The 26502-nt window shown below is 57.3% G+C and carries 26 protein-coding genes; 16 read left to right on the plus strand and 10 right to left on the minus strand.

What is annotated here, in order from left to right:
* Positions 1-2: 2 nt before the first annotated feature.
* From hemX to hemC, 3 genes are read right to left on the minus strand one after another with little or no spacing between them, the layout of a single operon-like run.
* Positions 3-1166, minus strand: coding sequence for a uroporphyrinogen-III C-methyltransferase (gene hemX / locus IAE48_RS19540; RefSeq protein WP_200135335.1), 1164 nt, complete (start codon positions 1164-1166; stop codon positions 3-5).
* 21 nt (positions 1167-1187) lie between these two features.
* Positions 1188-1928, minus strand: coding sequence for a uroporphyrinogen-III synthase (gene hemD / locus IAE48_RS19545; protein WP_200135336.1), 741 nt, complete (start codon positions 1926-1928; stop codon positions 1188-1190).
* Positions 1925-2866, minus strand: a complete 942-nt coding sequence (gene hemC / locus IAE48_RS19550) for a hydroxymethylbilane synthase (RefSeq protein WP_054803676.1) — start codon at positions 2864-2866, stop codon at positions 1925-1927. The genes hemD and hemC overlap by 4 nt, the downstream gene beginning before the upstream one ends.
* Before the next feature lie 357 nt (positions 2867-3223).
* Here hemC and cyaA point away from each other — a divergent pair, with 357 nt between their 5' ends.
* Positions 3224-5767, plus strand: coding sequence for a class I adenylate cyclase (gene cyaA, locus IAE48_RS19555; protein WP_023479540.1), 2544 nt, complete (start codon positions 3224-3226; stop codon positions 5765-5767).
* A gap of 31 nt (positions 5768-5798) precedes the next feature.
* Here cyaA and cyaY read toward each other — a convergent pair whose 3' ends face one another.
* Complete coding sequence (cyaY, locus tag IAE48_RS19560) at positions 5799-6119, minus strand: iron donor protein CyaY (protein ID WP_200135337.1); 321 nt, start codon at positions 6117-6119, stop codon at positions 5799-5801.
* Positions 6120-6255: 136 nt separating this feature from the next.
* Here cyaY and IAE48_RS19565 point away from each other — a divergent pair, with 136 nt between their 5' ends.
* The 8 genes from IAE48_RS19565 to corA all read left to right on the plus strand — a co-directional run bounded on the left by IAE48_RS19565 (position 6256) and on the right by corA (position 13245).
* Complete coding sequence (locus tag IAE48_RS19565; RefSeq protein ID WP_042714296.1) at positions 6256-6459, plus strand: lipoprotein; 204 nt, start codon at positions 6256-6258, stop codon at positions 6457-6459.
* Positions 6460-6495: 36 nt separating this feature from the next.
* Entirely contained in the window at positions 6496-7320 is an 825-nt protein-coding gene (gene dapF, locus IAE48_RS19570) for a diaminopimelate epimerase (protein ID WP_023479551.1), read from the plus strand.
* Positions 7317-8024 (plus strand): DUF484 domain-containing protein, encoded by a 708-nt coding sequence (locus IAE48_RS19575; protein WP_042714298.1) that lies wholly within the window; start codon positions 7317-7319, stop codon positions 8022-8024. Before dapF ends, IAE48_RS19575 begins: the two co-directional genes overlap by 4 nt.
* Positions 8021-8923, plus strand: coding sequence for a tyrosine recombinase XerC (gene xerC, locus IAE48_RS19580; protein ID WP_200135338.1), 903 nt, complete (start codon positions 8021-8023; stop codon positions 8921-8923). Before IAE48_RS19575 ends, xerC begins: the two co-directional genes overlap by 4 nt.
* Entirely contained in the window at positions 8923-9639 is a 717-nt protein-coding gene (gene yigB, locus IAE48_RS19585) for a 5-amino-6-(5-phospho-D-ribitylamino)uracil phosphatase YigB (RefSeq protein WP_200135339.1), read from the plus strand. The genes xerC and yigB overlap by 1 nt, the downstream gene beginning before the upstream one ends.
* Positions 9640-9774: 135 nt before the next feature.
* Positions 9775-11937 (plus strand): DNA helicase II, encoded by a 2163-nt coding sequence (gene uvrD / locus IAE48_RS19590; protein WP_200135340.1) that lies wholly within the window; start codon positions 9775-9777, stop codon positions 11935-11937.
* Between the two features lie 148 nt (positions 11938-12085).
* Entirely contained in the window at positions 12086-12142 is a 57-nt protein-coding gene (ysgD, locus tag IAE48_RS24385; protein WP_353656052.1) for a YsgD/CorL family protein, read from the plus strand.
* A 152-nt stretch (positions 12143-12294) separates the two neighbouring features.
* Positions 12295-13245, plus strand: a complete 951-nt coding sequence (gene corA / locus IAE48_RS19595; protein WP_023479615.1) for a magnesium/cobalt transporter CorA — start codon at positions 12295-12297, stop codon at positions 13243-13245.
* Between the two features lie 39 nt (positions 13246-13284).
* Here corA and IAE48_RS19600 read toward each other — a convergent pair whose 3' ends face one another.
* The 4 genes from IAE48_RS19600 to yigI form a co-directional block, all read right to left on the minus strand.
* Complete coding sequence (locus IAE48_RS19600; RefSeq protein WP_200135341.1) at positions 13285-13677, minus strand: DUF2628 domain-containing protein; 393 nt, start codon at positions 13675-13677, stop codon at positions 13285-13287.
* Positions 13678-13708: 31 nt separating this feature from the next.
* Positions 13709-14095, minus strand: coding sequence for a hypothetical protein (locus IAE48_RS19605; protein WP_200135342.1), 387 nt, complete (start codon positions 14093-14095; stop codon positions 13709-13711).
* Between the two features lie 148 nt (positions 14096-14243).
* Positions 14244-15140, minus strand: a complete 897-nt coding sequence (rarD, locus tag IAE48_RS19610) for an EamA family transporter RarD (protein ID WP_042714306.1) — start codon at positions 15138-15140, stop codon at positions 14244-14246.
* Positions 15141-15195: 55 nt separating this feature from the next.
* Positions 15196-15663: an acyl-CoA thioesterase YigI gene (gene yigI / locus IAE48_RS19615; protein WP_023479602.1), complete on the minus strand. Its 468-nt coding sequence runs from the start codon at positions 15661-15663 to the stop codon at positions 15196-15198.
* Positions 15664-15822: 159 nt separating this feature from the next.
* On the opposite strand from yigI, the gene pldA reads away from it, so the two are divergent.
* The 3 genes from pldA to rhtC all read left to right on the plus strand — a co-directional run bounded on the left by pldA (position 15823) and on the right by rhtC (position 19268).
* Entirely contained in the window at positions 15823-16692 is an 870-nt protein-coding gene (gene pldA / locus IAE48_RS19620; RefSeq protein WP_042714309.1) for a phospholipase A, read from the plus strand.
* Between the two features lie 68 nt (positions 16693-16760).
* Positions 16761-18587 (plus strand): ATP-dependent DNA helicase RecQ, encoded by a 1827-nt coding sequence (gene recQ, locus IAE48_RS19625; protein WP_042714310.1) that lies wholly within the window; start codon positions 16761-16763, stop codon positions 18585-18587.
* A gap of 60 nt (positions 18588-18647) precedes the next feature.
* A complete protein-coding gene (gene rhtC, locus IAE48_RS19630) occupies positions 18648-19268 on the plus strand; it encodes a threonine export protein RhtC (protein WP_200135343.1) in 621 nt (206 codons plus the stop codon).
* Between the two features lie 220 nt (positions 19269-19488).
* Here the strand turns inward: rhtC and rhtB are convergent, their stop codons facing one another.
* On the minus strand, positions 19489-20109 hold the full coding sequence (gene rhtB, locus IAE48_RS19635; protein WP_042714313.1) for a homoserine/homoserine lactone efflux protein: 621 nt from the start codon (positions 20107-20109) through the stop codon (positions 19489-19491).
* 109 nt (positions 20110-20218) lie between these two features.
* On the opposite strand from rhtB, the gene pldB reads away from it, so the two are divergent.
* From pldB to IAE48_RS19650, 3 genes are all read left to right on the plus strand, one after another.
* Entirely contained in the window at positions 20219-21211 is a 993-nt protein-coding gene (gene pldB, locus IAE48_RS19640) for a lysophospholipase L2 (protein WP_023479539.1), read from the plus strand.
* Between the two features lie 25 nt (positions 21212-21236).
* Positions 21237-22043 (plus strand): sugar/pyridoxal phosphate phosphatase YigL, encoded by an 807-nt coding sequence (yigL, locus tag IAE48_RS19645; RefSeq protein WP_200135344.1) that lies wholly within the window; start codon positions 21237-21239, stop codon positions 22041-22043.
* 98 nt (positions 22044-22141) lie between these two features.
* Positions 22142-23041, plus strand: coding sequence for a carboxylate/amino acid/amine transporter (locus tag IAE48_RS19650; protein ID WP_042714317.1), 900 nt, complete (start codon positions 22142-22144; stop codon positions 23039-23041).
* Here the strand turns inward: IAE48_RS19650 and metR are convergent.
* Entirely contained in the window at positions 22929-23882 is a 954-nt protein-coding gene (metR, locus tag IAE48_RS19655; protein ID WP_042714319.1) for an HTH-type transcriptional regulator MetR, read from the minus strand. The genes IAE48_RS19650 and metR overlap by 113 nt on opposite strands.
* Before the next feature lie 248 nt (positions 23883-24130).
* On the opposite strand from metR, the gene metE reads away from it, so the two are divergent.
* A complete protein-coding gene (gene metE, locus IAE48_RS19660; RefSeq protein ID WP_200135345.1) occupies positions 24131-26392 on the plus strand; it encodes a 5-methyltetrahydropteroyltriglutamate--homocysteine S-methyltransferase in 2262 nt (753 codons plus the stop codon).
* Positions 26393-26502: the final 110 nt, after the last annotated feature.

Below are 26502 nucleotides of genomic sequence, written 5' to 3' on the forward strand. Positions count from 1 at the left end.
GATTATTCTCCCTGCGCTGCATCGGCGGGCGCGGCGGGCGCCTGTTCAGACGGCACAGCGGGCTGCGCGAGCAGATTACGCACGCGGGTCTGCATCAATTTTTCCAGAATCGGCTGGCTCTGGAGCGATTCAGGCAGCTCCATGGCGATAGATTGCTGACCGAGCTTATCCACCTCTTCGAGAAACGCTTTGGTGGCCGCATCGTCCGTATCGTAGTAGGCGCGAACCCACGTCGACACGTTATCCAGCGCCTGTTTATAGGTCTCTTCCTGATGACGCGGAACGGCCTGCGCCGCGACCAGCAGGCGCGAGCGGATGTTCTCACGCAGATAGACATCCTGATTCGGCGCTAACAGCGGTACGGCGGTCTCATCGCGGCGGCGAATGGTAATAAAGCTGTCCATAAAGTTGCGCCAGCTTTTTTGCAGGTTAACGCGCCACTCGCTGATGGAGCTTGAGAGCTCGCCGCTGTCGGAATCCATCGGCGAATCATCGTCGTTATTGTCGGCGAGTCGCAGGTTATCGATCTGGTTGGAGAGCTGGTTCAGCTTGAGAATCGCCCCGTCATAATCGACCTGCGTCACGGAGGAGAGGCTGGCGATATCGTCGGTAATGGCGCGACGCGCACTAATCAGGCTCGGATCGTTCATATCCGCAAGACTTGCGTCAGCGCTTTTCAGCAGCGCGGCCGCGGTGGTGACATCCTGATCGCTCCACAGCTTACGGCCCGCCAGTTTGACGAGGAAGTCAGCCTGCGCCAGCTGCCAGGTTTTGGCATCGGAGCCGGAGATGGTCGCGACTTTCTGCTGAACTTCATCAAGCTGCTTCGCCAGCGCTTCGCTTTGGCGTTTTTCTGCCGCCAGCGCATCAGCCTGCTGCTTAATCACCCCTTCCAGCTCAGTACGCTGCTTATCCTGCGTCTGTTGTAGCGCGATCAGCTGGTCGGCGATTTCGCCATTGCTGGTCTGCAGGGTTTTATTTTGATGCTTCACCCAGCCATAAAGCCCGGCGCCCGATGCCAGCGCAATAGCGATGGCGATCGCGCTTAGCGCGAGGCTGGTCCTGTTAGCGCGTCTCTTCTTCTCTGCTTTCTCCGGCGGCGGCGTTACGCCGTCAGCCGCTTTGGTCTCTTCAACCACGGCGGAGGAGTTTTCGTGTTCCGTCATTATGGCTTCCCATTATGAGAGTTATTGTAATGCGCGAAGCAGCGCATCGTTGTCGGCATTGTCAGCGACCTGAATCTCTTGCCAGCCCAGTTCCCGGGCAAGGTTCGCCAGACGTTCGCTTACCACCACCAGGCGGCAGCGAAGTAACCAGTTCTCCCGATACCAGGGAGGAATAAGTGAAAAAAGTTGCTGCAGCATTTCGCCGCTGGTGACCACCAGCGTTGAGACACCCCGCGTATGCCAGCGCATCGCTTCTTCTGCACCGTCATAAAATTTTGCACTGCGTTGATAACACTCGCAAAATTCAACATTCGCGCCGCGCTCAGCCAACGTTTCCGCCAACAGCTCGCGTCCGCCGTTGCCCCGTAAGATTAGCGCATGCTTGCCCTGAACATCTTGCAATTCAGGTAATTGTAGCAACACTTCGCTGATTTCCCGGTCGTGAGGGTAGCGCACATCGATACCGCTTACCGTATGCAGCGCGAGTGCGGTGGTCCGTCCAATGGCAAACCAGGCCGGTTCCGTCGGGAAGGAGAGGCCAGCCTGCTGCAAATGGGCATGCGCGAAGGAGACAGCGTGCTGCGACAGCACAAAAGCGAGGTCATTCGCGCCGAGCCTGGCAAGCTGCCCGGGTAATAAAGGCAGTTCACGACCCGGCGTGAATTCAATTAACGGAAAGCTCCAGGCCACCAAACCCAGTGTGCGCAGTCGGCTCACTAACTCTTCCCCGGAGGGAGAGGGACGGGTGACCAGGATACTCATGCGGGGGCTTCTCCGTTGTAAATATCAGCAAGAATGGCGCGCGCGCCGTTATCCAGCAGCTCTTCGGCCAGCGAGATGCCCATTTTTAGCGCATCTTCCGGTTGGCCGCGACGCTCGCCGCGTATCATCGTCGAACCATCCGGCGCGCCAACCAGCCCGCGCAACCAGAGCTCGCCGTTAATCAATTCAGCATAGCTGCCGATTGGCACCTGGCAGCCGCCTTCAAGACGGGTATTCATCGCCCGCTCGGCTTTAACGCGGATTGCGGTCTCATCATGATTCAGCGGCTGCAGCAGCGCGCGGGTGCGCGCATCGTCAAGACGGCACTCAACGCCTACCGCGCCCTGGCCTACGGCCGGGAGTGAGATTTCCGGCGGCAGCGCCCAGCGTACGCGATCGCTAAGACCCAGGCGGTTAAGACCGGCGACGGCGAGGATAATCGCATCGTATTCGCCGTTATCGAGCTTGCTCAGGCGGGTGCCAACGTTGCCGCGCAGCGAGCGGATCACCAGATCGGGGCGCAGCGCAGCCAGCTGACACTGGCGACGTAAACTTGAGGTGCCGACAATACTGCCTGCGGGCAGTTCGTCCAGAGACTTATAACGGTTAGAGACAAAGGCGTCGCGCGGATCGTCGCGTTCGCAAATCGTCACCAGACCGAGTCCATCGGGAAAGTCGACCGGGACATCTTTCATTGAGTGCACGGCGATGTCGGCGTGGTTGTCGAGCAGCGCCCGTTCAAGCTCTTTGACGAACAGGCCTTTGCCACCCACTTTCGCCAGCGGCGTATCGAGGATCACATCGCCGCGCGTGACCATCGGCACCAGCTCAACGGCTAACCCCGGATGGCTCGCTTCAAGGCGCGCTTTTACATAATGTGCCTGCCAGAGCGCAAGCGGGCTTTGCCGTGTGGCAATTCTTAAAACATTGTCTACCATGCTTGATACCGTCAATTTCGTCCGTTGACCATCCTAACACTGTTGCATTAGGGTGTCAGTGTTCACGGTCGATTGCGGGTCTCGCGCCGCGCAACAGGCGCAGCGCGGGATGTAATTCGGAATTTACAGAGTGCGTTTAATGCTAAACTGGTTTGTAGCGCATCTTTCTTTACGGTCAATGAGCAAGGTGTTAGATTGATCACGTTTTAGACCATTTTTTCGTCTGTCCTCCCATAACGATAACGACGAAAAAAGGGCAACGGCTACTTTTGGATTTTCTGTCTACGCACCCCTTTTCAAGCTGCGGCCTACAAAACATCAGCATGAAGGTGTGTATAAAACATCAGGCGATATGTCTTGTACCTCTATATTGAGACGCTGAAACAGCGACTGGATGCCATTAATCAACTGCGTGTGGATCGCGCGCTTGCTGCCATGGGCCCTGCTTTTCAGCAGGTTTACAGTCTGCTGCCGACATTACTGCACTATCACCATCCGCTGATGCCTGGCTACCTTGACGGTAACGTTCCCAATGGCATTTGCCTCTACACGCCTGATGAAAACCAACTCCACTACCTGAACGAACTTGAGCTGAACCGTGGCCTGCCTGCGCAGGATGCGCCGACCGGCGAACTGCCGATCACCGGCGTCTACTCCATGGGCAGCACCTCTTCGGTTGGGCAGAGCTGCTCTTCCGATCTCGATATCTGGGTCTGCCACCAATCCTGGCTCGATAACGACGAGCGCCAGCTGTTACAGCGTAAATGCAGCCTGCTGGAGAGCTGGGCGGCTTCCCTTGGCGTGGAAGTGAGCTTCTTCCTGATTGATGAGAACCGCTTCCGCCATAATGAAAGCGGCAGCCTCGGCGGCGAAGATTGCGGCTCAACGCAGCACATTTTACTGCTCGATGAGTTCTACCGCACCGCCGTGCGCCTGGCAGGTAAACGTATTCTGTGGAATATGGTGCCGGGCGACGAAGAGGAGAATTACGACGATTACGTCATGACGCTTTACGCGCAGGGCGTGCTGACCCCGAACGAGTGGCTCGATCTGGGCGGCTTAAGCTCGCTCTCGGCGGAAGAGTATTTCGGTGCCAGCCTATGGCAGCTCTATAAGAGTATCGACTCGCCCTATAAAGCGGTGCTGAAAACCCTGCTGCTCGAAGCCTACTCCTGGGAATATCCGAATACCCGCCTGCTGGCGAAAGATATCAAACAGCGCCTGCACGATGGTGAGATCGTCTCCTTCGGTCTCGATCACTACTGCATGATGCTTGAGCGCGTCACCCACTATCTGGAAGCGATTGAGGATCCGACGCGTCTTGACCTGGTACGTCGATGTTTCTACTTAAAAGTGTGTGAAAAACTGAGCCGCGAACGCGCCTGCGTCGGCTGGCGCCGCGAGGTGATCACGCAGTTAGTGAAAGAGTGGGGCTGGGACGAAGCGCGCCTCGCAATGCTCGATAACCGCGCCAACTGGAAAATCGATCAGGTGCGCGAAGCGCACAATGAGCTGCTTGATGCGATGATGCAGAGCTACCGTAACCTGATCCGCTTTGCCCGCCGTAATAACCTGAGCGTCTCCGCCAGCCCGCAGGATATCGGGGTATTAACCCGTAAACTCTACGCAGCGTTTGAAGCGCTGCCGGGCAAAGTGACGCTGGTGAACCCGCAGATTTCACCGGATCTCTCCGAACCGAACTTAACCTTTATTCATGTGCCGCCGGGCCGCGCCAACCGTACCGGTTGGTATCTCTACAACCGTGCGCCGAACATGGACTCCATCGTCAGCCATCAGCCGCTGGAGTATAACCGCTACCTGAATAAGCTGGTGGCCTGGGCGTGGTTCAATGGCCTGCTGACATCGCGTACGCGCCTGTTTATTAAGGGCAACGGCATTGTCGATCTGCCGAAGCTGCAGGAGATGGTTGCTGATGTCTCGCACCACTTCCCGCTGCGCCTACCTGCGCCGACGCCGAAAGCGCTCTACAGCCCGTGCGAAATCCGCCATCTGGCGATTATCGTCAACCTGGAGTACGACCCGACCGCGGCGTTCCGTAACCAGGTGGTGCACTTTGATTTCCGTAAGCTTGATGTCTTCAGCTTCGGCGAGCAGCAAAACTGCCTCGTTGGCAGCGTCGATCTGCTCTACCGCAACTCGTGGAACGAAGTGCGTACTTTGCACTTCAACGGCGAGCAGGCGATGATTGAAGCGCTGAAAACCATCCTCGGCAAAATGCACCAGGATGCCGCGCCGCCGGACAGCGTCGAAGTCTTCTGTTACAGCCAGCATCTGCGTGGCCTGATCCGCACCCGCGTGCAGCAGTTGGTCTCTGAATGTATCGAACTGCGCCTCTCGACGACGCGTCACGAAACCGGGCGCTTTAAAGCGCTGCGCGTGGCGGGGCAAACCTGGGGCCTGTTCTTCGAGCGCGTGAACGTTTCGGTGCAGAAGCTGGAAAACGCTATCGAGTTTTACGGTGCCATCTCCCACAACAAGCTGCATGGTTTGTCAGTGCAGGTGGAGACCAACCACGTCGAATTACCGGCGGTGGTGGATGGTTTTGCCAGCGAAGGGATTATTCAGTTCTTCTTTGAAGAGGCGGGGGAAGAGGGCTTTAACATCTATATTCTGGATGAGAGCAACCGCGCCGAAGTGTATCACCACTGCGAAGGCAGCAAAGAGGAGCTGGTGCGCGACGTGAGCCGCTTCTTCTCCTCCTCCCACGATCGTTTTACCTACGGCTCAAGCTTTATCAACTTCAACCTGCCGCAGTTCTACCAGATTGTGAATGTTGAAGGGCGCGCGCAGGTGATTCCGTTCCGCAACCAGGCGATCAGCACCGCATCGCCAGCCAATCAGGATAACGCCGCACCGCTGTTGCAGCAGTACTTCTCCTGATATTGCTGCCCGGTCTCCCGGGCAGTGCGTCTTAGCGGAAAGTGACGCTTTCGCCTGCTTGCTGGCTTGCCGCCTGCTCCAGCAGATCCCAGAAGGTTTCGCCGCTGCGATCGCAGACCCACTCATCCCCTTTGAGATTGAAATGGTAACCGCCCTGTTTTGTCGCCAGCCACACCTGGTGTAGCGGTTCCTGACGGTTAATAATGATTTTACTGCCGTTCTCAAAGCTGAGGGTTAATACGCCGCCGTTGATTTCACAGTCGATATCGCTATCGCCGTCCCAGTCATCCAGGCGTTCTTCGATGGTGAGCCACAGGCCGTCGGCGAGGCGATGAAATTCTGAATCGTTCATTCTGCTTTCCTATTTTTTATGATGGCCGCAGTATAACGCGAAACATTTCCCGTTGCCCTAAACGTGCAAACTCTTGCTTTTGTGTCTTCTCCTGCGATGATAGAGCGCAGTAAGAATGAACTCACAGGCAACGATAATGAAAGATCTGTTTCGCACGCTGGCCGTAGTGCTGACTCTGTTCAGCCTGACGGGCTGTGGTCTGAAAGGGCCGCTCTACTTCCCTCCGGCCGATAAAACCGCGCCGCCGCCAACCAAAACGCAGGAGAGCACGATCCAGCCTACTATTCCAAATAGTAACGATCGGGGCGATACCGGCTCGCCGACCCAGGTGAATTATTGACGTTACCGCTCTGTACCCGCGTAAATGGAGTAGATAATGCAGTTCTCAAAGATGCATGGCCTTGGCAACGATTTTATGGTCGTCGACGCGGTGACGCAGAATCTCTTTTTCTCCCCGGAGTTGATCCGTCGTCTGGCGGATCGCCATCTTGGCGTAGGCTTCGATCAGCTGCTGGTGGTTGAGCCTCCTTACGATCCAGAACTCGATTTTCACTACCGTATTTTTAACGCTGACGGCAGCGAAGTGTCGCAGTGCGGCAACGGCGCGCGCTGTTTTGCCCGTTTTGTGCGTCTGAAAGGTTTGACCAATAAACGTGACATTCGCGTCAGTACGGCGAACGGGCGTATGGTATTGAGCGTAACGGAAGATGAGCTGGTGCGCGTTAATATGGGCGAACCGAACTTCGAACCGTCGCAGGTGCCGTTTCGCGCGAACAAAGCTGAGAAGACCTATATTATGCGCGCGGCGGAACAAACCGTGCTCTGCGGCGTCGTATCGATGGGCAACCCGCACTGTGTTATCCAGGTCGATAGCGTGGAAAACGCGCCGGTAGAGACGCTGGGACCGGTGCTGGAGAGCCATGAGCGCTTTCCTGAGCGCGCCAATATCGGCTTTATGCAGGTCGTCAAAACCGATCATATCCGCCTGCGCGTTTTCGAGCGCGGCGCAGGTGAAACGCAGGCGTGCGGAAGCGGTGCCTGCGCAGCCGTTGCCGTCGGCATTCAGCAAGGCTTGCTGGCGGAAAGCGTTCGTGTGGAGTTACCGGGCGGTCGACTTGATATCGCCTGGAAAGGCCCGGGCCAACCGCTGTACATGACTGGCCCGGCGGCACATGTCTATGACGGGTTTATTCATCTATGAAGCAACCAGGGGAAGAATTGCAGGAGACGCTGACGGAGCTGGAAGATCAGACCGTTGCCGACTATTTGGTGCGCCATCCTGACTTCTTTATCCGTAACGCGCGGCTGGTGGAACAGATGCGCGTGCCGCATGCGGTGCGCGACACGGTTTCTCTGGTGGAGTGGCATATGGCGCGCTCGCGCAACCACATCAACGCGCTGGAAGAGAACATGACGCTGTTGATGGAGCAGGCGAGCGCCAACGAAGGGCTCTTTTATCGCCTGCTGCGTCTGCAAAGCCGGCTGGCTTCCGCGCCAAGCCTTGATGAGATGCTGAACCGCCTGCACCGCTGGGCGCGTGATTTAGGGCTGGCGGGCGCCACGGTGCGCCTCTTTCCGGATCGCTGGCGTCTCGGCGCGCCGTCGCGCTATACCCATCTCTCCCTCTCGCGTCAGGCGTTTGAGCCACTGCGCATTCAGCGCCTTGGCCACCAGCATCACTATCTGGGATCGCTCAACGGGCCGGAGCTGTTGCTGCTGTTGCCGGAAGCGAAAGCCATCGGATCAGTGGCGATGTCGCTGATGGGGCAAGATGGCTCGCTCGGCGTGGTGCTGTTCAGCAGCCGCGATCCGCACCATTATCAACATGGCCAGGGTACCCAGCTGCTGGAGGAGATCGCGCAGATGCTGCCGGATCTGCTTGAGCGCTGGATCGCGCGCGCATGACCGCTTCGCCGCTCTGCCCGCTCGTTACCCGCTTTTTGCGTTACCTCGGCGTTGAGCGCCAGCTCAGCCCGATCACCCTGCGCAACTATCAGCGCCAGCTGGACGCCATTATGGCGATGGCGGACGATCTCGGCCTTAAAAGCTGGCAACAGTGCGATGCTGCCACGGTGCGCTCGATTGCCACCCGCAGCCGCCGCAAAGGGCTGGGCGCGGCGAGTCTCGCGCTACGGCTCTCGGCACTGCGCAGCTTCTTCGACTGGCTGGTGAGCCAGGGCGAACTGCCCGCCAACCCAGCGAAAGGGATCTCGGCGCCGAAAGCCGCGCGCCATCTGCCGAAAAATATCGATGTCGATGATGTAAACCGCCTGCTGGAGATCGACATTAACGATCCGCTGGCGGTGCGCGACCGCGCGATGCTGGAAGTGATGTACGGCGCGGGCCTGCGTCTGTCTGAACTGGTCAATCTCGATATCAAACACCTCGATCTGGAGAGCGGCGAAGTGTGGGTGCTCGGCAAAGGCAGCAAAGAGCGCCGCGTGCCGATAGGCCGCAATGCGGTGAGCTGGGTTGAGCACTGGCTCGATCTGCGCGAACTGTTTGGCGCGCAGGACGATGCGCTGTTCCTCTCAAAGCTCGGCAAGCGCATCTCGGCGCGCAACGTGCAGAAACGGTTTGCCGAATGGGGCATCAAGCAGGGGCTGAACAGCCATGTGCATCCGCATAAACTGCGCCACTCCTTTGCCACCCATATGCTGGAGTCGAGCGGCGATCTGCGCGGCGTGCAGGAGCTGCTCGGGCACGCCAATTTATCCACCACCCAGATCTACACCCATCTTGATTTTCAACACCTTGCTTCGGTCTACGATGCGGCGCATCCGCGCGCAAAACGGGGGAAATAATGCGTTTTTACCGCCCACCAGGCGAGATCTCGGCGATCACTTTCGACCTGGACGACACCCTTTATGACAACCGGCTGGTGATCCAGCGTACAGAGCAGGAGTCGCTGGCCTTTTTGCAGGGCTACCACCCGGCGCTCAGCACGCTGGAGAACAGCGAATTCAAGCGCCTGCGCCAGGCGCTGCGCGAAACCGAGCCGGATATCTACCACGATGTCACCGAGTGGCGGCGACGCGCCGTTGAGCGCGCTATGCTCGATGCCGGGCTGACGGCAGCAGAGGCCGCGGCCGGTGCCGAAGCCGCCATGGCCAACTTTGCGCACTGGCGCAGCCGTATTGATGTCCCGGACGAGACTCACGACACGCTGGCGAAGCTGGCAGAAAAGTGGCCGCTGGTGGCGATCACTAACGGTAATGCGCAGCCGGAGCTGTTCGGGCTCGGCGACTATTTCAAATTTGTTCTGCGCGCCGGGCCGGACGGGCGCTCAAAACCCTTCAGCGATATGTATCACCTCGCTGCTGAGCGTCTTGGCGTGCCTATTGGCAACATTTTGCACGTTGGCGACGATCTCACCACCGACGTTGCGGGCGCGATCCGCTGCGGCATGCAGGCCTGCTGGATCAAACCCGAGGGCGCAGATCTGCTGCAAGCCAGCGACAGCCGCCTGTTGCCGCATATGGAAATTTCGCGGTTGGCATCCCTCACTACGCTGATATAATCACCCATTGTTCTGTATAAAATACCAGGGTTTTGGTGGCGGGCGCGGCGCGAATACGCCCACGCAAACCGGACCCTGGTACGCGAAGCGCCACCGGCGTTTTGTTCAATTCCTGATGACTACGCGACGGTACCTATGGACGTTTCTTATCTGCTCGACAGCCTCAATGACAAACAGCGCGACGCCGTAGCGGCGACACGCAGCAATATGCTGGTGCTGGCGGGAGCGGGAAGCGGCAAGACGCGCGTGCTGGTGCACCGTATCGCATGGCTGATCACCGTAGAGAACTGCTCGCCCTTCTCGATTATGGCGGTCACCTTTACCAACAAAGCGGCGGCGGAGATGCGCCACCGTATCGGCCAGCTGATAGGTACCACCCAGGGCGGCATGTGGGTCGGCACCTTCCACGGGCTGGCGCACCGGCTGCTGCGCGCGCACCATATGGACGCGAAGCTGCCGCAGGATTTCCAGATCCTCGATAGCGAAGATCAGCTGCGCCTGCTCAAGCGCCTGATCAAAGCGATGAACCTTGATGAGAAGCAGTGGCCAGCGCGCCAGGCGATGTACTACATCAACGGTCAAAAAGATGAGGGCATTCGCCCGCACCATATTCAAAGCTTCGGCAATCCGGTGGAGCAGACCTGGCAGAAGGTCTACCAGGCCTATCAGGAGGCGTGCGATCGCGCCGGGCTGGTCGATTTTGCTGAGCTGCTGCTGCGCGCCCATGAGTTGTGGCTGAACAAACCGCATATTCTGCAGCACTATCGCGAACGCTTTACCAATATCCTGGTGGATGAGTTCCAGGATACTAACAACATTCAGTACGCGTGGATCCGCCTGCTGGCGGGCGATACCGGCAAGGTGATGATTGTCGGCGACGATGACCAGTCGATCTACGGCTGGCGCGGCGCGCAGGTGGAGAACATCCAGCGCTTCCTCACCGATTTTCCCGGCGCGCAAACCATTCGTCTTGAGCAGAACTACCGCTCTACCAGCAATATTCTGAGCGCCGCCAACGCCCTGATTGAGAACAACAACGGGCGTCTGGGGAAAAAGCTGTGGACCGAAGGGACCGCCGGCGAGCCAATCTCCCTCTACTGCGCGTTTAACGAGCTGGATGAAGCGCGTTTCGTGGTTAATCGCATCAAAGCCTGGCAGGACAACGGCGGCCAACTGACGCAGTGCGCCATCCTCTATCGCAGCAACGCCCAGTCGCGCGTGCTGGAAGAGGCGTTACTGCAGACGAGCATGCCCTATCGCATCTATGGCGGCATGCGCTTCTTCGAACGTCAGGAGATTAAAGATGCGCTCGCCTATCTGCGCCTGATCGCTAACCGTAACGATGACGCCGCGTATGAGCGCGTGGTGAATACGCCGACGCGCGGCATTGGCGATCGCACTTTAGACGTTGTTCGCCAGACCTCCCGCGAGCGCCAGCTGACGCTGTGGCAGGCGACCCGCGAGCTGCTGCAAGAGAAAGCGCTGGCGGGCCGTGCGGCGGGCGCGTTGCAGCGTTTTCTTGAGCTAATCGACGCGCTGGCGCAGGAGACGGCGGATATGCCGCTGCATGTGCAAACCGACCGGGTGATCAGCGATTCCGGCCTGCGCGCGATGTACGAGCAGGAGAAGGGTGAAAAAGGCCAGACGAGAATTGAGAACTTAGAGGAGCTGGTCACCGCAACGCGGCAGTTCAGCTACAACGAAGAAGATGAAGATTTAATGCCGCTGCAGGCGTTCCTCTCCCACGCGGCGCTGGAAGCGGGCGAAGGGCAGGCGGACACCTGGCAGGACGCGGTGCAGTTGATGACGTTGCACTCGGCGAAAGGGCTTGAGTTCCCGCAGGTGTTTATTGTCGGCATGGAAGAGGGGATGTTCCCGAGTCAGATGTCCCTTGACGAGGGCGGCCGTCTGGAAGAGGAGCGCCGTCTGGCCTATGTCGGCGTCACGCGCGCGATGCAAAAACTGACCTTAACCTACGCGGAAACGCGTCGGCTGTATGGTAAAGAGGTTTATCACCGCCCTTCGCGCTTTATCGGCGAGCTGCCGGAAGAGTGTGTTGAAGAGGTGCGTTTGCGCGCCAGCATCAGCCGTCCGGTCAGCCATCAGCGGATGGGCACGCCGGTGGCGCAGAGCGATACGGGCTATAAGCTTGGTCAGCGCGTGCGCCACGCCAAATTTGGCGAAGGCACGGTGGTGAATATGGAAGGCAGCGGCGAGCACAGCCGCTTGCAGGTGGCGTTCCAGGGGCAGGGTATTAAGTGGTTAGTCGCCGCCTATGCGAAGCTCGAAACCGTGTAACCTTCAGAAAAATATCATCATTTTGTAATATTCTGCTAGCCTTATACGCTGAAGGGCAAATATTGCTCTTTAGCGTTTCGTTGCGTGTTGACGCCTCCTGAGTGCTGGCGTAACATGCGCGCACGATCACGCTAAGAGGACATTCGCCTTGGACACACCCAGTAGATGCTGGCTCAATTTCCTGGATTTCAGGAACAACTCCTAAGGCTTTCTCCTCACGCTGATGGCCTTAGAGGTTGTCGGCGACCCGCTTTATCCCCGTCGCGCTGAGTCAGACTGTTTAATGGTCTGAAACCCCAATTGTTTCTTGTGTGCCCTGCGAACTGTCCGATATTTTTTGCATTGGGAGTCCCGGCCATGCTGAGCGCATTTCAACTGGAAAACAATCGTTTAAGCCGTCTTGAGGCTGACGAAATCAAACACCTCGCCAGCTCGGTTTGGGTTGATTTGGTCGAGCCGGACGATGATGAACGTACCCGCGTGCAAACGGAATTGGGCCAGAATCTGGCTACGCGACCTGAACTGGAAGACATCGAAGCCTCGGCGCGTTTTTTCGAAGACGAAGATGGTCTGCACATCCACTCCTTCTTCTTTTATGAAGATGCAGAGGATCACGCAGGCAACTCAACGGTAGCATTCACCATTCGCGAAGGGCGTCTCTTTACCCTGCGCGAGCGCGAACTGCCCGCGTTTCGTCTCTACCGTATGCGCGCCCGCAGCCAGGAGATGGTTGACGGCAACGCCTACGAGTTGCTGCTCGATCTCTTCGAAACCAAAATCGAACAGCTGGCGGATGAGATTGAAAACATCTACAGCGATCTGGAAAAGCTCAGCCGCGTCATTATGGAAGGGCAGCAGGGCGATGAGTATGACGAAGCGCTCTCGACGCTTGCGGAGCAGGAAGATATCGGCTGGAAAGTGCGGTTGTGTCTGATGGATACCCAGCGTGCGCTGAACTTCCTGGTGCGTAAAGCGCGTTTACCGGCGGGTCAGCTTGAGCAGGCGCGCGAGATCCTGCGCGATATCGAATCGCTGCTGCCGCATAACGAATCCCTGTTCCAGAAGGTGAACTTCCTGATGCAGGCGGCAATGGGTTTTATCAATATCGAGCAGAACCGAATCATCAAGATCTTCTCGGTGGTATCGGTAGTGTTTCTGCCGCCAACGCTGGTGGCATCAAGCTATGGGATGAACTTCGAGTTTATGCCCGAGCTGCACTGGAGCTTCGGCTATCCCGGCGCGATTATCTTTATGATCCTTGCCGGTCTTGCCCCCTACCTCTACTTCAAGCGCCGCAACTGGCTTTGAAGCCAAAAAAAGGTTCAGCCTGCGCTGAACCTTTTTTCTTTACAGGCCCCAGGTCTGGATGCCTTTAACTTTATATTCGTGATACCAGACATTTGTTCGCATCATGATAAGCATGGGTACGATAAAGGAGAGGAAAGGGAAACCTATAAGAGCGGCGACTAATAATCCCAGTACGTTCAGCCCAATAGAGGTCAGCGCTTTTTTCCACAGGCCCAGGATAAAGAGATAAATACAGCCGAAGAAGAATGCGTAGAAGTTTTGGTTAACTGTTACTTTCTCCCCAAACTTCATCTGCTTAAACGCTTGTTTCCACGCCGGAGTAGGACGCCAGAATCCGGGGTAGCCATTCTTTTCAAAAAATGCGAAGCGATACTTCCACTTGTCGCTCAGCGATTCATCTTTCTGGTAATCATAGTCGTTGATAGTACTCATTTTCCTCTCCTGAAAAACCCTGTCTTTTAAACTAATTAGCTGTTTTTACTTCCGTTGGCGCGAACATAAACATAAAAAATACCAGGCCGTCGAACCAAATATAGATCTGAGCGCCGAGCAGCAGATATTCATCATCCAGCACGAAACCTGCCGCGGAGACCACTGGCGAAATGAGATAAACCAGGATCGACAAAATGACGACATAACGCCCCTTTAATCCACTATCCCGGCAGCGCTGCGCATTGATATTGATCTTCACCCACGTGTAAACCAGCAGGCAGAGCAGCGGCAGTATGGGAAGCTTCGCCACGCTAACCATGGCAATTAAAAAAACAATATGCAGAAGCATAAAAGTAAGGAAATAGGGCTTACGCGCGAGGCATGCCTTGCCTGTTGGCCAAAAAATCCTGCGGATCATTTTTCCGGGTCGTCCTGAATAGCGTAATAATAAAGCGGCGAACATACCATTCAGTAGATTAATATGCGACGCGACGATCGAATAACCCACGAATATTTGTAGGTAGCGGGCGGCAATTCCGCCCGTCTGATTTGTTCCCTAAGCGGAATTAGCGTGTTTTACGTAATGCGCGCTGGGTATAAAGGGCATCCATTACGAAGATCGCCAGTGCCACCCAAATAAAGCCAAAGGTCACCATTTTATCCGCGCCGGGATGCTCACCGTAAAAGGTCACTGCCAGCACGAACATCAGCGTCGGGCCGATGTACTGAAAGAAACCGAGGGTTGAGAGGCGCAGACGTGTTGCCGCCCCGGTAAAGCAGAGCAGCGGCACGGTGGTCACCACGCCCGCCGCGATCAGCAGCAGATTGAGTGACAAGCTGTTTTGCGACATATGACTGGTCGGGCTATCGGTAATGCCGAACAGCCAGATGGCCGCCACCGGCAGTAACCATAAGGTCTCTATCAGCATGCCGGTTTGCGCCTCAACGGCGATTTTCTTTCGCAGCAGGCCGTAGAAGGCGAAGCTAAAGGCGAGGCCGAGGGCGATCACCGGCAGCGAACCAAAGGTCCAGAGCTGCACCAGCACGCCGAGCGCGGCGAGGATCACCGCCAGCCACTGCATGCGGCGGAAACGCTCGCCCAGGAAAAGCATCCCCAACAGGATATTCACCAGCGGGTTAATAAAGTAGCCGAGGCTCGCTTCCAGCATATGGTTATGGTTGACCGCCCAGATAAACAGCAGCCAGTTACCGCCCACCAGCACCGCCGAGACCGCCAGCAGCAAAATCTTTTTCGGCGTTTGCAGCAGCGCTTTCACGCTCTTCCACTGGCGGCTTACGCTTATTAGCGCCAGCATAAAAAAGAAGGACCAGATGACGCGGTGAGTCAGGATCTCATCGGCGGGAACATACCAAATCACTTTGAAGTAGGCGGGCGCGATGCCCCAGATAAAATAAGCGGCGAGCGCAAGTAATACGCCAAGCCGCGTCTGCTTTGCATCCATCAGAAAGACTCGTTGCGAAAATGTAACCGCATGGTACCCGATTTCGCAGGCCTGCTCACCCCACCATATAGGTAGCGGTTGCGCTGGCGATATGCACCTGCTCCTCGTTATGCAGCTCCACGCGTGCAACCGCGACCTTATTACCGGCACGTAGCAAACTGCTGCTGGCAGTAAACCGCGTACCGCGGCCGGGTCGCAGATAATCAACACGCAGATCAATCGTCCCCATGCGCGCCAGGCGCTGGCGCAGCTCCTCTTCGCTAATGGTTTCATGGCGGGTGAGGGTGCTGCCGACGCATACCAGCCCGGCGGCGACATCCAGCGCAGAGGCAATCACCCCACCGTGGAGAATGCTCTGCGCCCAGTTACCGACCATCATCGGCTGGTTATTGAAATGCAGTTCTGCGAACGCTTTTTCATAGCGCCCCAGCTCCAGGCCTAACGCACGGTTGTAGGGCATGTGATAGACAAAAATCTCGCCCACCATTTGCAGGGCTTGATCGGCGGTAAGAACGGCTGACATATCAATCTGATCCGATGAGTTAATGGAGTGTTAATTTTATGCTCAATGTTTGTTGATTGCTACTTTAAGAGCGATAGACGAGCAGTGACGCAAGAAATATGTAGAATACGTGCGGATAAGACTATTAACTAACTCAACAATAATTCGGAGCTTAAACCGATGCGCACCTGGCCGGGGTATATTTTCGCAGTGCTGGCACTGCCGTTTATGGCACTCGCACAAGAAGCAACCATCAAAGAAGTCCATGATGCGCCCGCTGTGCGCGGTAGCATCATTGCGAATATGTTGCAGGACCACGATAATCCGTTCACGCTCTATCCGTATGAATCCAACTATGTGCTTTATACCGATACCAGCGATCTGAATAAGGAAGCGATCCGCTCCTACAACTGGGCTGACAACGCGCGTAAAGATGAAGTGAAGTTCCAGATAAGCCTGGCCTTCCCCTTCTGGCGCGGCATTCTCGGGCCAAACTCGGTATTAGGCGGCTCCTATACGCAAAAATCCTGGTGGCAGCTCTCCAACAGCGGCGAGTCTTCTCCCTTCCGTGAAACTAACTATGAACCGCAGCTGTTCCTCGGTTTCGCCACGGATTACCGATTTGCCGGTTGGACGCTGCGTGACGTGGAAGTTGGCTTCAACCATGACTCCAACGGCCGCTCCGATCCCACCTCGCGCAGCTGGAACCGTGCTTACACCCGCCTGATGGCGCAAAACGGTAACTGGATGGTGGAAGTGAAGCCCTGGTATGTCGTAGGCTCCACGGACGACAACCCGGATATCACCAAATATATGGGTTACTACCAGCTGAAAATCGGTTACGAAATTGGTGATGCGATCCTCAGCGCGAAAGGGCAGTACAACTGGAATACCGGCTACGGCGGCGCAGAAATCGGCCTCAGCTACCCGGTGACCAAACACGTTCGCCTCTATACTCAGGTTTACAGCGGCTATGGCGAATCGCTGATTGATTATAATTTCAATCAAACCCGCTTCGGCGTGGGCGTGATGCTCAACGATCTGTTTTAAGGCATTGCAGTTTCAGTCACAGGCGCTGAAAATAGCGCCTGTTTTTATTTCAGGCAAATGGGGTCAATGTGGCGCAGGCGGAAGTATTGAATCAGGAATCGCTGGCTAAACAGGTTTTACAAGAGACCTTTGGCTACCAGCAGTTCCGCCCTGGCCAGCAGGATATTATCGACACCGTGCTTGGCGGTCGCGACTGCCTGGTGGTGATGCCGACCGGCGGCGGCAAATCGCTCTGCTACCAAATTCCGGCGCTGGTGCTGGAAGGGCTGACGGTTGTGGTCTCGCCGCTTATCTCGCTGATGAAAGATCAGGTCGACCAACTGCTCGCCAACGGCGTGGCGGCGGCCTGTCTCAACTCGTCCCAGAGCCGCGAGCAGCAGCTTGAGGTGGTAAACGGCTGTCGCAACGGGCAGATCCGTCTGCTCTATATCGCGCCTGAACGCCTGATGCTCGACAACTTCCTTGACCAGCTGCGCCAGTGGAACACGGTGCTTATCGCCGTCGACGAAGCGCACTGTATCTCCCAGTGGGGACACGATTTCCGCCCGGAATACGCCGCGCTCGGCCAATTGCGCCATATGCTACCCAACGTGCCTTTTATGGCACTTACCGCGACCGCCGATGACACCACGCGCCGCGATATTGAGCGTCTGCTCAGCCTTAACGATCCGCTGATTCAGGTCAGCAGTTTCGACCGCCCAAACATTCGCTACATGCTGATGGAGAAGTTTAAGCCTCTCGACCAGTTACTGCGCTATGTGCAGGAGCAGCGGGGCAAATGCGGCATCATTTACTGCAACAGCCGGGCGAAAGTGGAAGATACCGCCGCGCGCCTACAGGGCCGGGGCTTTAGCGCCGCGCCTTATCACGCCGGGCTGGAGAACGAGGTTCGCGCGCGGGTGCAGGAGCAGTTCCAGCGCGATGACCTGCAAATCGTGGTTGCTACCGTCGCCTTTGGCATGGGCATTAACAAACCCAACGTCCGCTTTGTGGTGCACTTCGACATTCCGCGTAATATCGAATCCTACTACCAGGAGACCGGTCGCGCCGGGCGCGATGGCCTGCCCGCAGAAGCGATGCTGTTTTACGATCCGGCAGATATGGCCTGGCTGCGCCGCTGCCTGGAGGAGAAGCCCGCCGGGCCGTTGCAGGATATCGAGCGCCACAAGCTCAATGCGATGGGTGCCTTTGCCGAAGCGCAAACCTGCCGTCGGCTGGTGCTGCTCAACTACTTTGGCGAAGGGCGTCACGCGCCGTGCGGCAACTGCGATATCTGCCTCGATCCGCCGCGTCAGTACGACGGTTTGCAGGATGCGCAGAAAGCGCTCTCCGCCATCTATCGCGTGAACCAGCGCTTCGGCATGGGTTATGTGGTTGAGGTGCTGCGCGGCGCGAATAACCAGCGTATCCGCGAGATGGGCCATGACAAGCTGCCGGTCTACGGCATCGGCCGCGAGCAGAGCCACGAACACTGGGTAAGCGTAATTCGCCAGCTGATCCACTTAGGCTTCGCTATGCAAAATATTGCCCAGCACTCGGCGCTGCAACTCACAGAAGCGGCGCGTCCGGTTCTGCGCGGTGAGGTGCCGCTGATGCTGGCGGTGCCGCGTATGGTGACGCTGAAGCCGAAAGTGATGCAGAAGGCGGCGGTCGGCAATTACGATCGCAAGCTGTTCGCCAAGCTGCGTAAGCTGCGTAAAGCGATTGCCGACGAAGAGAACATCCCGCCGTACGTGGTGTTTAACGATGCCACGCTGATTGAGATGGCGGAGCAGATGCCGCTTTCGCCGGGCGACATGCTGAGCGTCAACGGCGTCGGCACGCGCAAACTGGAGCGTTTTGGCCAGGAGTTTATGGCGCTGATCCGCGCCCATGTCGACGGTGATGAAGAGTAGTCAGCCTGCGGGAAAAGTGTCAGGATAGCCCTTCACTGAATCTTTTCTCGCGAGTTCGCTATGTTAACGCTCTTTCTCTCCGTCATGACAGTGCACTTCATTGCGCTGATGAGCCCTGGCCCCGACTTCTTCTTTGTTTCTCAAACTGCCGTCAGCCGCTCGCGCAAAGAGGCGATGCTGGGCGTGCTCGGCATCACCTCTGGCGTGATGGTGTGGGCAGCGGTCGCGCTGCTTGGCCTCAACTTGATCCTCGCGAAAATGGCCTGGCTGCATAGCATCATTATGGTCGGCGGCGGGCTCTATCTCTGCTGGATGGGCTTCCAGATGCTGCGCGGCGCGCTGAAGAAAGAGACGGCGAACAGCGATGCGCCGCAGGTTGAACTGGCGGCGGGCGGTCGCAGTTTTGTGAAAGGCTTGCTGACCAACCTCGCGAACCCGAAAGCGATTATCTACTTCGGATCGGTCTTCTCGTTGTTTGTTGGGGACAGCGTCGGCGCTAACGCGCGCTGGGGCATCTTTGTGCTGATTGTGATAGAGACCTTCGCCTGGTTTACGCTGGTCGCCAGCGTCTTTGCGTTACCGCGCGTGCGTCGTGGCTATCAACGCATGGCGAAGTGGATCGATGGCGTCGCCGGCGCGCTCTTCGCCGGGTTCGGTATCCATCTGATTATCTCCCGCTGATGCGAATTGCCGGATGGCGCGTGCGCTTATCCGGCCTACAAAGGTCACTACCTGGTTTTGCATATGCCGGATGGCGCTTGCGCTTATCCGGTCTACAAAGGTCACTATCTGATTTTGCATATGCCGGATGGCGCTTACGCTTATCCGGCCTACAAAGGTCACCACCTGGTTTTGCGTAGGCCGGATAAGGCGCAGCCGCCATCCGGCAAACAGACCGCACTCACGCGTGTCTTGCCGATGCCAACAACGCCCCCACCAGCACAAACAGCGATCCGAACACTTTATTCAATGCCTTCATCTGATGCGGGCCTTTGATCCACCCCGCAATGCGCCGCGCCAGCGTGGCATAACCAATCATCACAATGATATCGACCACGATGGTCGTCGCCCCAAGCACAACATACTGCATCACCTGCGGCTGATTGGGCGCGATAAACTGCGGGAAGAGGGCGGCAAGAAACACGATGCTCTTCGGGTTGGTGAGGTTCACAAACACCGCGCGTTTAAACAGCCGCCCGCGTGATTGCGTCTGCGCCAGGGTATGGAGATCGAGCGCGCCTGCGGCGCGCCACTGCTGAATACCGAGCCACACCAGATAGGCCGCGCCCGCCCACTTCAGCACCTCAAACGCCAGCACCGAGCGGGAGAAGAGCGTGCCCAGCCCGATACCGACCAGCACGATATGGATCCCCAGCCCGGTCTGCAAACCGGCAATTGAAGCCGCCGCGCCGCGATAGCCGTGGCTAATTGAAGTGGTCATGGTATTGATCGCCCCGGAGCCGGGGGAGAGGCTTAAAATCAACGATGTCAGCAGGTAGGCGAACCACCACTCGAAGGTCATGAGAAATTCCCTGGTTGTCGGTTTTTATGCCACAATACGCCATTGTCTGTGGAATTTGCTATTGGTCACAAAAAAACGATTTTACATGGCTAAAAGGGGCAAAATCCCGATGTTTCGGCAAAAAAAGGCGTGGGAAAGCAGAGAAAAAGCGTTCGCCGCATTCACCATGGGTCCGTTAATGGACTTCTGGCGATCGCGTGAAGAGGACGTGTTTACCGGCGTGGACGACGTGCCGGTCAGTTTTGTTCGTTTTCGCGCCCAGAGTAACGATCGGGTGATCGTGATCTGCCCTGGCCGTATTGAAAGCTACGTAAAGTATGCCGAACTGGCCTATGACCTGTTCCACCTTGGTTACGACGTGCTGATTATCGATCATCGCGGCCAGGGGCGTTCCGGGCGTATGCTGCCCGACGCGCATCGCGGTCATGTGGTGAAATTTAGCGACTACGTCGAGGATTTAGCCGCCTTCTGGGAGCAGGAAGTTGCCAGCGGCCCGTGGCGTAAACGCTATATTCTGGCGCACTCAATGGGCGGCGCGATCTCAACGCTCTTTTTACAGCGCTACCCGCACGCTTGCGACGCCATCGCGCTCTGCGCGCCGATGTTCGGCATTGTTATTCACCTGCCGGATTGGGTGGTGCGTCCGCTGCTGGAGTGGGCTGAGAGCTACCCGAGCATCCGCGACGGTTACGCTATCGGCACCGGCAGCTGGCGTCCGCTGCCCTTCGCCATCAACGTGCTGACCCACAGCCGCGAGCGCTACCGCCGTAACGTTCGTTTCTACGCCGATGAACCGACCCTGCGCGTCGGCGGCCCAACCTGGCACTGGGTGCGCGAAGGCATTCTCGCGGGCGAACAGGCGCTGGCAGGGGTGGAAAAAGATGCCACGCCGACATTACTGATTCAGGCAGAAGAGGAGCATGTGGTCGATAACCGCATGCATCAGCGCTTCTGCGAACGCCGCGCCGCCGCCGGTCACCCCTGCGAAGGGGGTAAACCGCTGGTCATCGAAGGCGCGTACCATGAGATCCTTTTTGAAAAGGACGCCATGCGCTCAGTCGCGCTCAACGCCATCGTCGATTTTTTCGATCGACATAACTGATGATTTATTGAGGTTAAATTTTCTTATGTACCAGGTTGTTGCCTCTGATTTAGACGGTACGCTGCTCTCTCCCGACCACACACTGTCGCCTTTCGCCAAAGAGACCTTAAAACTGCTGACCGCGCGCGGTGTGAACTTTGTCTTCGCCACCGGCCGCCATCACGTTGATGTCGGGCAGATCCGCGATAATTTAGATATCAAAGCCTACATGATCACCTCCAACGGCGCGCGCGTGCACGACACCGACGGAAACCTGGTCTTCACCCATAACCTCGATCGCGATATCGCCGCCGATCTCTTCGGCATGATGCATAACGAGCCGGAGATCATCACCAACGTCTACCGTGACGATGAGTGGTTTATGAACCGCCACCGTCCGGATGAGATGCGCTTCTTCAAAGAGGCGGTGTTCAAATACGCGCTCTACGAGCCGGGTTTACTGGAGCCGGAGGGCGTCAGCAAAGTCTTCTTCTCCTGTGATAACCACGAAAAACTGCTGCCGCTGGAGCAGGCGATCAACGCCCGCTGGGGTGACCGCGTCAACGTCAGCTTCTCCACTTTGACCTGCCTGGAAGTGATGGCGGGCGGCGTATCGAAAGGCCATGCGCTGGAAGCGGTAGCGCACGCGCTGGGCTACAGCCTGAAAAACTGCATCGCCTTCGGCGACGGTATGAACGATGCCGAAATGCTGTCGATGGCGGGCAAAGGCTGCATTATGGCCAACGCCCATCAGCGGCTGAAACAGCTCCATCCGGAGCTGGAAGTGATTGGCACCAACGCCGATAACGCCGTGCCGAAATACCTGCGCAAGCTCTACCTTGGCCAAGATTGACAACTGTTCGATAAATAAACAGTCATCAACCAAATAGTCAAACTTTGTACACCTGAGTTCGCTACAATGCGTGTCCTTTCACTTGAGAGACATTCATTGTGGCGTTACTGATCATCACCACCATTCTGTGGGCCTTCTCGTTTAGCCTGATTGGCGAGTACCTTGCCGGGCATGTCGACAGCTACTTTTCGGTGCTGATGCGCGTCGGGCTGGCGGCACTGGTCTTTTTACCCTTCCTGCGCACACGCGGCCATAACCTGCAAACCATCGGCTTGTATATGCTGGTGGGTGCGCTGCAACTGGGCATCATGTATCTGTTCGGCTTCCAGGCCTATCTCTACTTAACGGTCTCCGAGTTCCTGCTCTTCACCGTGTTCACCCCGCTCTATATCACGCTGATTTACGACCTGCTGAGCAAACGCAGGCTGCGCTGGAGCTACCTGCTAAGCGCCGGGCTGGCGGTGATTGGCGCGGCGATCATCCGCTACGACAAAGTGAGCGATCACTTCTGGACGGGTCTGATCCTTGTGCAGCTGGCGAACATCAGCTTTGCGATTGGCATGGTGGGGTATAAGCGCCTGATGGAGACGCGACCGATGCCGCAGCACAACGCCTTTGCCTGGTTCTATCTTGGCGCGTTTGTGGTGGCAGCAGTAGCGTGGCTGATAATGGGCAATCCGCAGAAATTACCCACCACCACCTTGCAGTGGGGCGTGCTGGTGTGGCTGGGCGTTGTGGCGTCCGGGCTGGGTTACTTTATGTGGAACTACGGCGCGACGCAGGTGGATGCGGGCACGCTCGGCATCATGAACAATGTGCATGTTCCTGCGGGGCTGCTGGTCAATCTTGCCATCTGGCAGCAGCAGCCGCACTGGCCCAGCTTTATTATTGGTGGTGCGGTGATAATGGCTTCGCTATGGGTACATCGCCGCTGGGTCGCTCCGCGCTCCGCACAAACGGCAGATGATCGCAGGCGTGGTTCCGCGCTGAGCGAATAAACGCTTCCGTTACCGGCTGACGCTGCTCGCCGTCGCGCACCGCGGCGTACAGCCGGCTCCACAATCCCTCGCCGAGGGTTTTGGTCACAATCAGACCCTGGCGCTCAAAACTCTCCACCACCCAGTGCGGTAGCGCTGCAATCCCCATGCGCGCGGAGACCATCTGAATCAGCAGCAGCGTGTTATCGACGCTTTTCAGCGACGGGCTGACGCCTGCCGGTTGCAGAAAGTGCCGCCAGATATCAAGCCGGCTGCGCTGCACCGGGTAGATGAGCAGCGTTTCGCTGGCAATATCTTCCGGCGTGATATGCGCCACCGCTGCCAGCGGATGATCCGGCGCCAGCACCAGACGCACTTCAAAATCAAACATCGGCGAATAGTGCAGGCCGCTGCGCGGCAGAATGTCGGAGGTGAGCACCACATCGAGCTCACCCTGTTGCAAAGCGGGCTGCGGATCAAAGGTGACGCCGGATTTGAAATCCATCTCCACCTGCGGCCAGCTCTGGCGGAAATTCTCAAGCGCGGGGGTCAACCACTGAATACAGCTATGGCACTCAATGGCGATGCGTAAGGTGGTTTGCTGCGGCTCATTGCAGGCTTGCAGCGCACGGCTAATCTGCGGCAGCACCTGATTAGCCAGTTGCAGCAAAATTTCCCCCTGCGGCGTAAAACGCAGCGGCTGGCTTTTACGCACAAACAGACGAAAACCGAGGCGCTGTTCCAGATCGCTGAACTGATGGGAAAGGGCGGATTGCGTCTGATGCAGCGTTGCCGCAGCGGCAGCCAGCGATCCGCTATTTCGTAACGCTTGCAGCGTTTTCAGGTGCTTAATTTCGATCATGAAACTCTTTCACTCCGGCATGAATATTTTGCGCTTGAGGAATACACAGTACATTCACATTATGGATGTGTAAACATCTGGACGTCCAAAACTCGTCGTATTTCAACTTGCAGGTGCGTTGGCTGCCTCGCTTACCCCGGTCACTTACTTCAGTAAGCTCCCGGGGATGCGCTACGTTGCCGCCTTCCTGCCAGTCGAACTACTTAGAGTTTTGCCTTCAGAATCAGCTAAATAAAAGAGGAAAGAACATGACAATTATTAATCACACCCTCGGTTTTCCTCGTGTTGGTCTGCGTCGTGAGCTGAAGAAAGCGCAAGAGAGCTACTGGGCCGGCAACGCCAGCCGTGAAGAGTTACTGGCGGTGGGCCGCGAGCTGCGCGCTCGTCACTGGGAGCAGCAGAAAGAAGCGGGTGTCGATCTGCTGCCGGTCGGCGACTTCGCCTGGTACGACCATGTTCTGACCACCAGCCTGCTGCTTGGCAACGTGCCGGCTCGTCATCAGAACAAAGACGGCTCTGTCGATATCGATACCCTGTTCCGCATCGGTCGTGGTCGTGCGCCGACCGGCGAACCGGCGGCGGCAGCGGAAATGACCAAATGGTTTAACACCAACTACCACTACATGGTGCCGGAATTCACCCAGGGCCAGCAGTTCAAACTCACCTGGACCCAACTGCTGGACGACGTAGACGAAGCGCTGGCGCTCGGCCACAACGTCAAGCCGGTGCTGCTTGGCCCGGTCACCTACCTGTGGCTGGGCAAAGTCAAAGGCGAGCAGTTCGACCGCCTGAGCCTGCTGAACGATATTCTGCCGGTCTACCAGCAGGTGCTCGCGGAATTGGCGAAACGCGGCGTCGAGTGGGTGCAAATTGACGAACCGGCGCTGGTGCTGGAGCTGCCGCAAGCCTGGCTTGATGCCTTTAAACCGGCTTACGACGCGCTGAGCGGCCAGGTCAAACTGCTGCTGACCACCTATTTTGAAGGCGTTACGCCGAACCTCGATACCATTACTGCGCTGCCGGTGCAGGGGCTGCATGTTGATCTGGTTCACGGCAAAGATAACGTTGCGGAGTTGCATCAGCGCCTGCCGGCCGACTGGCTGCTCTCTGCCGGGCTGATTAATGGCCGTAACGTCTGGCGCGCCGATCTCACTGAGAAGTACGCGCAGATCAAAGAGCTGGTCGGTAAACGCCCGCTGTGGGTTGCCTCCTCCTGCTCGCTGCTGCATAGCCCCATCGATCTGAGCGTAGAAACCCGCCTCGATGAAGAGGTGAAAAGCTGGTTCGCCTTCGCCCTGCAAAAATGCCAGGAGCTGGCGCTGCTGCGCGATGCGCTCAACAGCGGCAATACCGACAAACTGGCGGAGTGGAGCGCCCCGATTCAGGCGCGTCGCCACTCAACCCGCGTGCACAACACCGCCGTGGCGAAACGCCTGGCGGCGATCACCGCACAGGACAGCCAGCGTCAAAGCCCCTACGCCGAACGCGCTCAGGCGCAGCGCGCCCGCTTTAATCTGCCGGCCTGGCCGACCACCACTATCGGCTCCTTCCCGCAAACCACTGAAATTCGTGGCCTGCGTCTGGACTTTAAAAAGGGCAATCTCGACGCCAGCAACTACCGCACCGGTATCGCGGAACATATCAAACAGGCGATTGCCGAGCAGGAGCGCCTGGGGCTAGATGTGCTGGTGCATGGTGAAGCCGAGCGTAACGACATGGTCGAGTACTTCGGTGAAAACCTCGACGGCTTCGTCTTTACGCAAAATGGTTGGGTACAGAGCTACGGTTCCCGCTGCGTGAAGCCGCCAGTAGTCATCGGCGATGTCAGCCGTCCGCAGCCGATCACCGTTGAGTGGGCGAAGTATGCCCAGTCGCTGACCGATAAACCGGTCAAAGGGATGCTTACCGGCCCGGTCACCATTCTCTGCTGGTCCTTCCCGCGTGAAGATGTCAGCCGTGAAACCATCGCTAAACAGATTGCGCTGGCGCTGCGTGATGAGGTGGCGGATCTGGAAGCTGCCGGTATCGGCATCATTCAGATTGATGAACCGGCCCTGCGCGAAGGGTTACCGCTGCGTCGCAGCGACTGGGATGCCTATCTGCAATGGGGTGTTGAAGCCTTCCGCCTTAACGCCGCAGTGGCGAAAGATGAGACGCAGATCCACACCCACATGTGTTACTGCGAGTTTAACGACATCATGGACTCTATCGCCGCGCTGGATGCCGACGTTATCACCATCGAAACCTCCCGTTCCGACATGGAGCTGCTGGAGTCCTTCGAAGAGTTCGAATACCCGAACGAAATCGGGCCGGGCGTGTATGACATTCACTCGCCAAACGTCCCGAGCGTTGAGTGGATCGAGGCGCTGTTGCAGAAAGCCGCGCAGCGTATCCCGGCAGAGCGTCTGTGGGTCAACCCGGATTGCGGCCTGAAAACCCGCGGCTGGCCGGAAACGCGCAGCGCGCTGGCGAACATGGTAAAAGCCGCGCAGAACCTGCGTCAGCAGTAATCAGCCTTACCGCGCCGCTGTTAAAAACGGCGGCGCGTCATTGCCTTAGCGCACCTTATCCCGCCTTCGTAACATGATTGTCAAACTCCCTTGTTTTAATCGTCGCAACG

This window comes from Kosakonia sp. S57, assembly GCF_016516575.1.
GTDB lineage: Bacteria > Pseudomonadota > Gammaproteobacteria > Enterobacterales > Enterobacteriaceae > Kosakonia > Kosakonia cowanii.

Bases quoted from the DNA above. Each gene is read 5' to 3' on its own strand.
- rarD (WP_042714306.1), bottom strand. From the start codon at position 15,140: ATGGATGCAAAGCAGACGCGGCTTGGCGTATTACTTGCGCTCGCCGCT.
- IAE48_RS19575 (WP_042714298.1), top strand. From the start codon at position 7,317: ATGAAGCAACCAGGGGAAGAATTGCAGGAGACGCTGACGGAGCTGGAA.
- pldA (WP_042714309.1), top strand. From the start codon at position 15,823: ATGCGCACCTGGCCGGGGTATATTTTCGCAGTGCTGGCACTGCCGTTT.
- hemC (WP_054803676.1), bottom strand. From the start codon at position 2,866: ATGGTAGACAATGTTTTAAGAATTGCCACACGGCAAAGCCCGCTTGCG.
- hemD (WP_200135336.1), bottom strand. From the start codon at position 1,928: ATGAGTATCCTGGTCACCCGTCCCTCTCCCTCCGGGGAAGAGTTAGTG.
- rhtB (WP_042714313.1), bottom strand. From the start codon at position 20,109: ATGACCTTCGAGTGGTGGTTCGCCTACCTGCTGACATCGTTGATTTTA.
- xerC (WP_200135338.1), top strand. From the start codon at position 8,021: ATGACCGCTTCGCCGCTCTGCCCGCTCGTTACCCGCTTTTTGCGTTAC.
- hemX (WP_200135335.1), bottom strand. From the start codon at position 1,166: ATGACGGAACACGAAAACTCCTCCGCCGTGGTTGAAGAGACCAAAGCG.
- dapF (WP_023479551.1), top strand. From the start codon at position 6,496: ATGCAGTTCTCAAAGATGCATGGCCTTGGCAACGATTTTATGGTCGTC.
- IAE48_RS19565 (WP_042714296.1), top strand. From the start codon at position 6,256: ATGAAAGATCTGTTTCGCACGCTGGCCGTAGTGCTGACTCTGTTCAGC.
- yigB (WP_200135339.1), top strand. From the start codon at position 8,923: ATGCGTTTTTACCGCCCACCAGGCGAGATCTCGGCGATCACTTTCGAC.
- metR (WP_042714319.1), bottom strand. From the start codon at position 23,882: ATGATCGAAATTAAGCACCTGAAAACGCTGCAAGCGTTACGAAATAGC.
- IAE48_RS19600 (WP_200135341.1), bottom strand. From the start codon at position 13,677: ATGAGTACTATCAACGACTATGATTACCAGAAAGATGAATCGCTGAGC.
- rhtC (WP_200135343.1), top strand. From the start codon at position 18,648: ATGTTAACGCTCTTTCTCTCCGTCATGACAGTGCACTTCATTGCGCTG.
- yigL (WP_200135344.1), top strand. From the start codon at position 21,237: ATGTACCAGGTTGTTGCCTCTGATTTAGACGGTACGCTGCTCTCTCCC.
- IAE48_RS19605 (WP_200135342.1), bottom strand. From the start codon at position 14,095: ATGATCCGCAGGATTTTTTGGCCAACAGGCAAGGCATGCCTCGCGCGT.
- metE (WP_200135345.1), top strand. From the start codon at position 24,131: ATGACAATTATTAATCACACCCTCGGTTTTCCTCGTGTTGGTCTGCGT.
- yigI (WP_023479602.1), bottom strand. From the start codon at position 15,663: ATGTCAGCCGTTCTTACCGCCGATCAAGCCCTGCAAATGGTGGGCGAG.
- pldB (WP_023479539.1), top strand. From the start codon at position 20,219: ATGTTTCGGCAAAAAAAGGCGTGGGAAAGCAGAGAAAAAGCGTTCGCC.
- cyaY (WP_200135337.1), bottom strand. From the start codon at position 6,119: ATGAACGATTCAGAATTTCATCGCCTCGCCGACGGCCTGTGGCTCACC.
- corA (WP_023479615.1), top strand. From the start codon at position 12,295: ATGCTGAGCGCATTTCAACTGGAAAACAATCGTTTAAGCCGTCTTGAG.
- uvrD (WP_200135340.1), top strand. From the start codon at position 9,775: ATGGACGTTTCTTATCTGCTCGACAGCCTCAATGACAAACAGCGCGAC.